Source organism: Paenibacillus sp. TCA20 (assembly GCF_000732325.1).
GTDB lineage: Bacteria > Bacillota > Bacilli > Paenibacillales > Paenibacillaceae > Paenibacillus > Paenibacillus urinalis.
The window spans coordinates 246,919-257,922 of the sequence record NZ_BBIW01000009.1; the positions used below are offsets into that span (position 1 = coordinate 246,919).

General features: G+C 46.2%; 10 protein-coding genes. 9 read left to right on the forward strand and 1 reads right to left on the reverse strand.

Going from position 1 to position 11,004, the window contains the following annotated elements; all coding sequences use genetic code 11:
- Positions 1-53: 53 nt before the first annotated feature.
- The 8 genes from htpG (at position 54) to TCA2_RS17810 (ending at position 6,897) form a co-directional block, all read left to right on the forward strand.
- Entirely contained in the window at positions 54-1,940 is a 1,887-nt protein-coding gene (gene htpG, locus TCA2_RS17785; protein WP_047912932.1) for a molecular chaperone HtpG, read from the forward strand.
- A 243-nt stretch (positions 1,941-2,183) separates the two neighbouring features.
- Entirely contained in the window at positions 2,184-3,053 is an 870-nt protein-coding gene (locus TCA2_RS17790) for a putative RNA methyltransferase (RefSeq protein ID WP_337999942.1), read from the forward strand.
- Positions 3,054-3,067: 14 nt separating this feature from the next.
- Positions 3,068-4,459, forward strand: coding sequence for a protoporphyrinogen oxidase (gene hemG / locus TCA2_RS17795; protein WP_047912934.1), 1,392 nt, complete (start codon positions 3,068-3,070; stop codon positions 4,457-4,459).
- A 217-nt stretch (positions 4,460-4,676) separates the two neighbouring features.
- The gene (locus tag TCA2_RS26730; protein ID WP_076312289.1) at positions 4,677-4,832 is read left to right on the forward strand and encodes a DUF3934 family protein; all 156 of its coding nucleotides are present in this window, start codon (positions 4,677-4,679) and stop codon (positions 4,830-4,832) included.
- Positions 4,833-5,004: 172 nt separating this feature from the next.
- A complete protein-coding gene (locus tag TCA2_RS17800) occupies positions 5,005-5,238 on the forward strand; it encodes a YvrJ family protein (protein WP_047912935.1) in 234 nt (77 codons plus the stop codon).
- A 120-nt stretch (positions 5,239-5,358) separates the two neighbouring features.
- Positions 5,359-5,853 (forward strand): hypothetical protein, encoded by a 495-nt coding sequence (locus TCA2_RS17805; protein WP_047912936.1) that lies wholly within the window; start codon positions 5,359-5,361, stop codon positions 5,851-5,853.
- A 115-nt stretch (positions 5,854-5,968) separates the two neighbouring features.
- Positions 5,969-6,136 (forward strand): hypothetical protein, encoded by a 168-nt coding sequence (locus TCA2_RS27265; RefSeq protein ID WP_177178814.1) that lies wholly within the window; start codon positions 5,969-5,971, stop codon positions 6,134-6,136.
- 227 nt (positions 6,137-6,363) lie between these two features.
- The gene (locus TCA2_RS17810) at positions 6,364-6,897 is read left to right on the forward strand and encodes a GNAT family N-acetyltransferase (RefSeq protein WP_081872637.1); all 534 of its coding nucleotides are present in this window, start codon (positions 6,364-6,366) and stop codon (positions 6,895-6,897) included.
- A 113-nt stretch (positions 6,898-7,010) separates the two neighbouring features.
- Here the strand turns inward: TCA2_RS17810 and TCA2_RS17815 are convergent, their stop codons facing one another.
- The gene (locus TCA2_RS17815) at positions 7,011-9,407 is read right to left on the reverse strand and encodes a glycoside hydrolase family 16 protein (RefSeq protein ID WP_047912937.1); all 2,397 of its coding nucleotides are present in this window, start codon (positions 9,405-9,407) and stop codon (positions 7,011-7,013) included.
- Between the two features lie 505 nt (positions 9,408-9,912).
- Here TCA2_RS17815 and TCA2_RS17820 point away from each other — a divergent pair.
- Positions 9,913-10,677: a MerR family transcriptional regulator gene (locus TCA2_RS17820; RefSeq protein ID WP_047912938.1), complete on the forward strand. Its 765-nt coding sequence runs from the start codon at positions 9,913-9,915 to the stop codon at positions 10,675-10,677.
- The last annotated feature ends 327 nt before the right edge of the window (positions 10,678-11,004 follow it).

Consider the following 11,004-nt stretch of genomic DNA (forward strand, 5'->3'; position numbering starts at 1 on the left):
AGAGTGCTAAAAATTTGAGCAAGGACGCTCATAGAATAGAAGGGAGACTAATCATGGCAACAAAGCAGTTTAAGGCCGAATCCAAGCGCTTGCTGGAGATGATGGTTAATTCTATTTACACGCAAAAAGAGATTTTTCTAAGAGAGCTTATCTCCAACGCCAGTGATGCGATCGACAAGATGTACTATAAGGCATTGGTCGAGGATCAGCTGACATTCAATAACGAGGATTACTTCATTAAGATTATCGCAGATAAAGAAAACCGCACGCTTACGATTTCTGATACAGGAATCGGGATGACGCAGGAGGAGCTGGAGAATAACCTCGGGATCATCGCGAACAGCGGATCTTTTGCGTTCAAGAGCGAGAATGAACTGAAGGACGGCCACAACATTATCGGTCAATTCGGGGTCGGCTTCTATTCCGCGTTCATGGTTGCGGATGAGATTACAGTGATTACGAAGGCTTGGGGCAGCGATCAGGCCTATAAATGGCAGTCTCAGGGCGCAGATGGATACACGATCGATCCTGCTGACAAGGAGAGTGTGGGCACCGATATCATTCTTCACATCAGAGAGAATACGGAAGAGGATTCTTATGATGAATTCCTGGAGGAGTATCGTCTTAGAACGATCATCAAGAAATATTCCGACTTCATTCGTTATCCGATCAAGATGGACGTGAAGACGCAGAAGCCGAAGGAAGATGCGGAGAACGAGTTCGAGGAAGTTACCGAAGAGCAAACCGTAAACAGCATGGTTCCGATCTGGCGGAAGAACAAGAGTGAGCTGACAGATGAAGACTATGAGAACTTCTATTTCGAGAAACGCTACGGCTTCGACAAGCCGCTGAAGCACGTACATATCAGTGCTGACGGTGCTGTTGTGTACAACGCCATTCTGTTTATTCCAGAGAAAACGCCGTTCGACTATTACACCAAGGAATATGAGAAAGGCCTTGAGCTCTACTCCAACGGTGTATTGATCATGGATAAATGCGGAGATTTGCTGCCGGATTACTTCAGCTTTGTCAAAGGGATGGTCGACTCCGAGGATCTGTCCTTGAACATTTCCCGCGAACTGCTGCAACATGATCGTCAATTAAAGCTGATCGCGAAGAACATCAAGAACAAGATCAAATCTGCGCTGCAATCCATGATGAAGGATGAGCGTGAGAATTATGAGAAATTCTACGAATCGTTTGGCAGACAGCTTAAATTTGGTGTATACAACGATTATGGCATGAACAAGGGCGATCTTCAGGATCTCCTGCTGTTCTATTCATCCAAGGAGCAGAAGCTGGTCAGTCTGGCTGAATACGTCTCCCGTATGCCGGAGGATCAGAAATATATTTACTATGCAACAGGTGAGTCCGTACAGCGTATCGAACGTCTGCCGCAAACCGAGCTCGTGGCGGATAAAGGCTATGAAATTCTCTATTTCACCGACGATGTGGATGAGTTCGCCATTAAGATGCTGATGAACTATCAGGAGAAAGAATTCCGTTCCGTATCAAGCGGCGATCTTGGATTTGAAGCAGATAGCAGCGAAGAGGAAGCAGAAGCGAAGGAATCCGAGAACAAGGAATTGTTTGAGAAAATGCAGGAGCTCTTGAGCGGTAAAGTGAAGAGTGTCAAGGCTTCCAAGCGTCTCAAATCCCATCCGGTCTGCCTATCCGCCGACGGTGAAATCACCATCGAGATGGAGAAAGTGCTGAATGCGATGCCGAATGCCGACGGCCAGCAGGTCAGAGCCGACAAAGTGCTGGAGATTAATGCGAATCATGACGTGTTCAGTGCATTGAAGCAGGCGTTTGAGAATGATCAAGATAAATTCGCGGTGTACACCAGCGTTCTGTACAACCAGGCGCTGCTGATTGAAGGTCTTCAGGTAGAAGATCCCGTCGCGTTCACGAATGATATTTGCAAAATCATGGCGTAAGGTTTACTACAGCTTCATGCCACGTTAAAATAAAATGAGAACAGAGGTTTCTGTTCTCATTTTTCTATTTTAAGGAGAACGACGTATGCTAATTCAATTCATTCGCTATCGTTAATGAGAGGTACAGATTATAAGTAAGCCCAGGCGTTTTTAAAAATAACAAGCCAGGGGTTTATTTTTCTGTGCCTTTTTCATTCCTACGATAAATGAATGAACGGGGTGTACTACGTGTTGAATTCTCATATGATTCATTTGCTTCGTTGTCCCGTGTGTCACGGAGTAATGGATTTAAAGTCTGGAAAAAGCTTGTTTTGTCCACAAGGACATACTTTTGATATATCGAAATTTGGTTACATTAATCTGCTGCTGCGTGCAGTTAAAACCAAATATGATCGCACGTTATTCCGTGCACGCAAGCAGCTGATCTCCGCTGGCAAGCTTGAACCGCTCATTAAGGCGATCACGGTAGGCATGATAAATCACTTACCGGATCACTTTCTGTACAATAAGGCTTCCGAACCGAATATGCTGCTGGATGCCGGATGTGGCGAAGGGTCATTATTAATCCAGCTTCAGCAGCAGCTTGTCTCCCTGACGAGACATGAATGGTGTGGCGTTGGGCTCGATATTTCTAAGGAAGGAATCTTGCTCGCAGCCAAGGAAGACGCGGATAACCTCTGGTGCGTCGCTGATTTGGCCAGAATGCCGTTTAGGAGCAGCAGCTTTCCTTGTGTTCTGAATATTCTGTCACCGTCAAACTATGAAGAGTTTCACAGACTGCTTACAGATGATGGCATCATCATTAAGGTTATTCCGGGCAGCGGGTATTTGCAGGAGCTGAGAAGCCGATTCTATGAGCATACGGCGCAGCAGGCGTACGATAATATACGTACAATCGAGCATTTTTCCTATCATTATCACATGATTCATGAGGAGAAGGTAAGCTATACGCTTCAGCTTAACACAGAGGAAATGGCTCACTTGGTGCATATGACACCGCTGACCTGGGGAATTGCAGAACATAAGCTGAAGGAAGCTCTCAAGGAGCAGAGCATTACTTTTGAGTATCATATTTTGTATGGAACAAAGAAGAATAACAACTTAAAGATATAGAAGGTGTGATTCCATTGAAGACGGTGGCTATCGTCGGCGGAGGCATTACAGGTCTGTCCTGTGCCTATCATTTGCAAAAAGAAATAAGAACAAGCGGTCAAGAGGTGCGGATTGTCTTGTTAGAGGCAGAATCTGCGCTGGGCGGGAAGATCAGCACCGTGCACGATGGAGAGTTTACGATGGAGACGGGAGCCGATTCCATTGTAACGCGCAAGAAGAATACGTTCCAATACGTTGAGCAGCTTGGGCTGACCGATCGAATCGTTTATAACGAGACAGGGACTTCTTTTGTCCACAGTGATGGGGAGCTGAAGCAGATTCCGGATGACTCCATGTTCGGGATACCGATGAGTATCGAATCTCTGGCCAGCACGACGCTAGTGTCAGCCGAAGGAAAGGTCGAAGCTCTCAAGGATTTTTACACGCCGAATGACCGGTTTACGAAAAATGATTCCCTTGGTGAATTTCTTGAAGCTTTTCTCGGCAAGGAATTTGTAGAGAAGCAGATTGCACCTGTTATATCCGGGGTATATTCGGGCAATATATATGACCTTACGCTGGCTTCGACACTGTCCTATCTCCTGGACTACAAGAACGAATATGGAAGTCTAATTCGTGGATTGTCCGAGCAGCGAGGCAAGCTGAAGTCCTCTGGAGAGAAGAAGTTTCTCTCCTTTGCCGGAGGAATGTCGGATCTCATTGAGGCGTTTGAGAGGGAGCTCTCGGAGGTGGATATTCGCACAGCTACATCCGTTACCCGCATTGAGCCTGTGAATGGAAAGTATACGCTGAGTCTGTCGATCGATGATGTATTAGAAGCCGATTATGTCGTGCTCAGCGTTCCTCATACCGCAGCGGGAAGCATGCTGGCTAAGCCTGAGCTTACGGAGGATTTTGACCAGCTGAAGAGCAGCTCCTTGATCAGCGTCTATTTGGGCTTTGATGTGCCGGACAGTGAGCTGCCGGCTAACGGGACGGGGTTCATCACGACGGATGCGAGTGACCTGAAGTGCAATGCTTGTACATGGACAAGCCGAAAGTGGAAGCATACCTCGGATCACAGCCGTCTGCTGGTCAGACTTTTTTATAAAAGCACGAAGCCGGTATATGACTCTCTTCTTCCGTTATCCGAGGAGGAGCTCATCGAAGTTGCGCTGACGGACATTCGCGAGGCAATGGGAATTTCGGCGAAGCCGATCACACATCACGTCCGCAAATGGCATGAGCAAATGCCGAATTACCATATGAAGCATCATGAGCTGGTTCAGTCGCTGGAGCATAATATGGCACTTTATTTCCCGGGAATTTGGCTTGCGGGCTGTTCCTACTATGGAGTAGGGATTCCAGATTGTATGCTGAACGGCGAGAAGACAGCTGCACAAGTCATGGAACAGTTGCTCTCTTAAGCAAGTTACTGATTTAATATCGGTGTGTGCCACTATATTTAAGGAGAGATCATTATGCTGGGTATATCCGTTGCAAGAACAGGAGATCAGCTCGTCATTCGCTGGCAATTTACACGGATTGCAATTTCTATGGATACTGTACATCGAGCTCTCATTCCTGTATAGTGTTAGGCTAACCCATAAGTATGGAAATGAATATAAAGTGGTGAAGGACAGCATGGCAAAAGGTAAAGGCGGAACAGGCAGAGGGACAGGCAAGAAAGGCTGGAATCGCTGGCAAGCCAGTGAGCGACGCGCCAAGAGTGCACCCAAGCCTTATAAGAGCAAAGGTACTAAGAAATCTTCGGATACAGCTTCCGAAGGTCAGAAATAAAGCAAGCTTAAGAATTACAGGATATAGAGAGATCCAATCAGACCGTCCGGCAGAAATTCCGGGCGGTTCTTTGTGTTGAGCTCAGCTAAGAACGGTTTTTTACGAAAATACGGATCGTGGTTGTAAAATGGCTGATTCCATTACCTTTCCATATATAAGGGAGGGATTTACAATGGAGTTAATCAATCTGGAAGAAATCATTTATCTGGTGACGAATATCGGCTTTCCTATGGCGGTTTGTGTCATTTTGCTTCGGTATATTCTGAGCACGATTGGGACGCGTTTAGATAAGCTGGACAATTCCATAACCCGGCTGACAAAGACGGTTCGGGATCTGGATGCCGAAGCCAGAGCAGCGACGGCCAGTCAAGCAATGAAGTCAGATCGGGACAAAGAGGGTGGATAATTTCGCTCAACTATTTTCCTCTTGATACGGGTAGTTAAGAGCAGTAACTATTGCTGAATCGATATGGAATTCCTTCGCATAACAAACAAATTTCATTCAAGAAATGGAGTATTTACAACTATGAATCGTCTAACTAAACTTATGCTGTTTACCGTTTTAGCAGGCTTGCTGACTGCAGGCTGCTCAGAACCAGCCGTAGTCAAAGAAGCTGCACCGAAATTAAACAAAGTCTATTATCTCTTGGATGACGCAGATTCTTCCATATCTGAAGAGATACCAGAAAGAGATCAGATGCATATGGAATATTCTCACTATAATGATGTGGGACGCGAGGTTCAGATCACTGCCGAGATTACAAATAAGCCAAGTTATCAAGTTCAGTTTGTCATGTCTAATGAGGCAGATGAGGTCTTCACTGAACCTGAGGTCAGCTTGGCCAGCAGTAATGAAGAGACAAGCACTTATGAAGTGAGATTCGAAGTGAAAGAAGATTATTTCGCAGCGCATCCTGATGTGGAAGTGGTGTATGATACGGCCTGGGAACAGTCCAAGGATGATCAGAAATTTATCATTTTAAAATCACAAACTTCGATTTCCTCGGCAGACGTATATTAACACTGTTTATGATGCAAATCACGTTAATCGTCAGATATAGCGTTTCGTTTTCCCCGCAGAGGGTAAATTTCAAGCAAGACACGATGAAATTGATCCTATAAGGAGGAAGTTACACATGTCTAAAAAAAGAGGAATTATTATGACCGCGATTGGCGCTGGTGTCACTTACTTGATGAGGAATAAAAAAGCGAGAGATAAGCTGTTTACATCCGTCTCCAGTATGATGAGAAGCTCGCGATCATCACATGGAGGCAAAAAAGTACCGCGCGTAGACTTGAAATAGTTTAGAGCATACCCAGTCACTTATCAGCAGGGATGCCTGCTAGACAGCCACTCAGTTTTCATTTGATCGTCACATCACATGAAGGGAAAAGTCCAGGCCAGCAGGCCCGGGCTTTTCCTTTTTTGTGTCCAGTTTGAATTAGCTTGAGGTTCAATGCTAGACTGAAAAAAGCAGCATCGCTTTTGCAGCATCATTTTAGCAGATTGTGACATAAGGAAGTGAGAGAATTGATACAAATCGAAACATTTGATCAGATATATCGCATTATGGAGGATTCTTTTCCGATTATCGAATTCCGCAGTTATGAAGGGCAGAAGAAGCTGCTGTCTAATCCGTATTATCGTCTGCTGACACAAGAGGATGAGCAGGGGGAGGCCATTGCTTTTCTCGCCAGCTGGGAATTCGAGAGCTTTCGGTTTGTCGAGCATATCGCGGTTTCTCCGGTTATTCGAGGAGGAGGCAGAGGCAGACAGTTAATGGAACAGTTCATGAAGGAATCATCTCTGCCCGTCATTCTGGAAGTCGAGCCTCCCGAAGATGAGCTGAAGCGAAGAAGAATTGGCTTCTATGAACGGCTCGGTTTTCAACTAGGAGATTACAACTATGTACAGCCGCCGCTGCGTGAAGACCAGCCGGAACTGCCGCTATACATCATGAGCTATCCTCAGCGACTGACAGAAACAGAGTTTCATTCGTATAAGGAACAGCTGTACAAGGAAGTATACGGCGTTACAATAGATGAGCCGACTTCATTTAGTTAACAGAAGCTACAGTTGGTTAATCCGATAAAATACAGTGAAAGAAGCAGGTGATGCTGTACCTGCTTCTTTCTCTTGAGCTATAGAGATACTGTAACTTGCCTATAATCAATGTATTACTCAGGCACACCTTGGGTAACCCCATGGGTGTAAGTGAGCCAAGGCGTATCTAACGCCCCTCCACCGGGATTATAGGTGAAGAAGTACTCAACCGTATCACCTTGCTGGAGGTTATTTACGGTGTAGGTGTAATTCCCATTCCCTGTGGAGCTCATAGCGACGTTCAATTGACCACCGTTGTTCACCTTATAGTGTAAATCCGCAAATGTTGCACCATTCACATAGAACTGCAAATCATCTCCTAGGATTTTCAGCCCCTTAACCTCATCTCCAACGACAGAGATCGGTTCGGGTTCAGTAGGGTCTGTTGGGTCCGTAGGGTCCGGATTCGAGCTGCCTTCCTTGTAGACTCGGACATAATCTACCTGCATGGAGGCAGGAATATCGCCTGGATTCGGTGTCTGTCCACCGTCAAAGCTTCCGCCAACCGCAAGATTCATAATGAGATAGAAAGGCTCATCGAATGGTGCATTCGGATTGTCCGGTGCAGCAGTGGAGTACCACTGCTCTCTGGTCACTTTGAAGAAGAACTTGCCGTCCACATACCATTTAATGTTGTCTTCTTCCCATACGACAGAATACACGTGATAATCATTTGCGAAGGTCTGGCCTTCCGGGAAGTGATACTCTCCTGAGAGATGCCGGTTGGCTGGCCATTGTCCGCCAAAATGCACAGCGCCGCTGGTTGAGCCTGGCAAGCGTCCTCTGGCTTCCATAACATCGATCTCACCGGATGATGCCCATACCCCATAAGGACTGTTCTCTGGGAGCATCCACAAGGCTGGCCAGATTCCGTTGCCTGTCGGCAGCTTCGCACGGAAATCCACTCTGCCATATTCGAGAGAGAACTTATTCTTTGTATTTATCTTACCGGATGAGTATTGTGCATACCGACTTGGGTCTTGTGGGAAGGATTTTGGCTCGTTCAAGGCTTTGATGTTAAGATTTCCATCTTGAACAAAGACATTCTGTGTACTATTCGTGTAATGCTGCAGCTCGGAGTTACCCCAGCCCCAGGTGTTCGGGTCATCATTAAGATAATATCCTGTTTCATAGCTCCACTTGCTGGTATCGAGTGCGGATCCATTAAATTCATCTCGCCAGATGAGATTCATGCCTTGAATGTCGGGATTGCTTGGCGAGCCAATTGCGATATCTTCTTGATCTGTTACATCTGGACGCGGTGCATCGGGATTGCCAATAAAGGTATAAACCACGTAATTATTGCCGATATTGCCGCCTTTCTGACCGTTCAGCGGGTAGCCGATTCGAATCTGCATGTCCTCCTGGATGGGCTGAAACCATAGGCCGTAGATGTGATCTGCCCAATAGCCCCACTGATTGGCGTCTGACATGTTGTTATATCCGCTCGAAGCGTAAGTAAACCCGCTCTGACTAGATTGATCCAGGTTTATCCATACTCCGCCAACGTTGATCTGGTATACAAAATTACCGAGCTCGGTTCCTACAGCAGCGCCCCCATCGATTTTGGGAAGAGGAATACCAATGGCGCCGCTCTCATCTGCTGTAAAGGTTGTTCCTTCATAAGGTGTGAGTACATATGAGTTTCTTACCGGCTCATTAAAAGTAATCGTGTAAACAACGTTAGCACCCGACGTTTTAGATTCTAGCTTGACGTGGATTGACTCGGTTACATTGAACCAGAATCCGCCGCCGCCATCGGTAAATTGACCAAAGTTCTGATCGTAGATCCAGCCGCTGGCTGCATTGTTGTCAATATCAATCCACTCTGTGTCATTGACAGGCTTGACGTAGACCTTCAGATCGTCTGCTACGGCTTGATAGGTTACAGCGGGATCATTATTAAAAGTAGGATAGGTAAAGCCTGCACCGCCAGTATATCCTGCCGTGATCTGCGGTCCTTGAGTCGGGGTCATTGCAGTGATAGTTGTTTTGTTGATGTTATTGAACACGAGCGTATATTCCAGCGTAGCTCCTGTTGTCTTGGAGTACAGCTGAAGCTCTGTTGTAGAGGAAAGGGTAAACCAAAAGCCATTGAAGCCGCCATCGCTCCAGTGCCCCCAGTTTTGGTTGTAAGTAAAGCTGTCGATACTATCAATATCAACCCAGCTGCCATTGACCTTTACCTTAACTCCCAAATCTTGAGCAACTTCATTCCATGTAACAGCGCCTCCGTTAAATACCGGCATGACAAAACCATAGCTGGCCTGCCCAACGCCCGAGTTAGTAATGACAGGCCCGTCGGCCGCAGAGAAGTAGGTCATAGAGGTAATTGCAGGATCTGCTTCTTCAGCCGCGTGAACATTCGAGGCGGGCAGCAGGGTGAAGGTAGTGATTAGAATTGTGGTTAAGAATAAACTGAATACGGCGTGCAAAATACTTTTCTCCGTAGCATGACGACGATGCTTCATAAATAACCTCCCTCAAAAAAGTAGATGCTCCCCAGTGGAAAAACCTGTTTGGTAAACGCTTCCAAATGGGGGCGACTTTATTTTATCCAATAACATTTGGGGATGAACAGGTCGCATTTTTTGGATTTCGTCACATTATTTCGGTTTTTCAAGTCTATCAGTGGAATTTTTGGAAGACGAACGACTTTTGTGATAGTAACCGGAGAGAGGCAGCCAAAAATGGAACGTGCGCTTTGATGCATCCTCGAGATACCTACAAAACCACCCAAGTGGAATTTTTGGAAGACGAACGACTTTTGCGATAGCAACCGAGAGAGGCAGCCAAAAATGGAACGTGCGCTTTGATGCATCTCCGAGATACCTACAAAACCACCCAAGTGGAATTTTTGGATGACGAATGACTTTTGCGATAGCAACCGGAGAGAGGCAGCCAAAAATGGAACGACTGAAACGCTTGAACCTAACGCAACGTGATGGATTATGATCAGTTCAGGGAGGTGAAGAAATGCTGTACAAAGTGAAAGAAGTGGCAAAATTCACGGGAGTCACGATAAGAACGCTGCATCACTACGACGAGATTGGACTGGTTAAGCCGGATGAAGTCACCGAGTCCGGTCACCGGCTGTATTCAGACGACAATTTGAAACGTCTGCAGCAGGTGCTGTTTTTTCGCGAGATCGGGTTCTCGCTGCAGGAGATCGGACCGATTCTGGATAGGCCGGATTTCGACCGAAGGGGAGCGCTTGCCGCGCATAAAGAGCTGCTCTTGGAACAAAAGAGACGGCTTGAGGAATTGATCGATACCGTCGATCGAACGTTAGAAGAGGAGAATGGGGGAATGACAATGTCAAAGGAAGAGATGTTTAACGGCTTTGATATGAAATCTATTGAAGAGCACAAGGCGAAGTATTCACAGGAAGCGAAGGAGAAGTACGGAGCTGAGATGGTCACGCAGACTGAGCGCAGAACAGATGCCTACACGGAGCAGGACTGGGCGAGAATTCACGCCAGAAATAAAGAGATTAACGACAAGATTGAAGGCGCGATGGATCTGGGGCCGGCAAATGCTCAAGTACAGGAGGGGGTTGCTGAGCTTCGTCAGGAGATTACAAACAACTACTACGACTGTACACCCGAGATTTTTCGTGGCCTGGCCGACCTGTATGTGGAGGATTCAAGATTTACGAAAAATATTGAAAAAGGGAGAACTCCAGGATACGCTGCATTCCTTAGAGAAGCGATGATCATTTACTGTGATAGCTTAAAGTAAGGGAAGAGAACTAAGAAATTAAAAAAATATGACTAAAGAGCTGTTTTGATACTTCTGGTAGGTATCAGAGCAGCTCTTTTGCATCCTCGAGATACCTACAAAACCACCTAAGTGGAATTTTTGGATGACGAACGACTTTTGCGTGAGCAACCGGAGAGAGGCAGTCAAAAATGAAACGCCCGCTTTGATGCATCCTCGAGATACCCACAAAACCACCTAAGTGGAATTTTTGGATGACGAACGACTTTTGCGTGAGCAACCGGAGAGAGGCAGTCAAAAATGAAACGCCCGCTTTGATGCATCCTCGAGATACCTACCAAAACCACC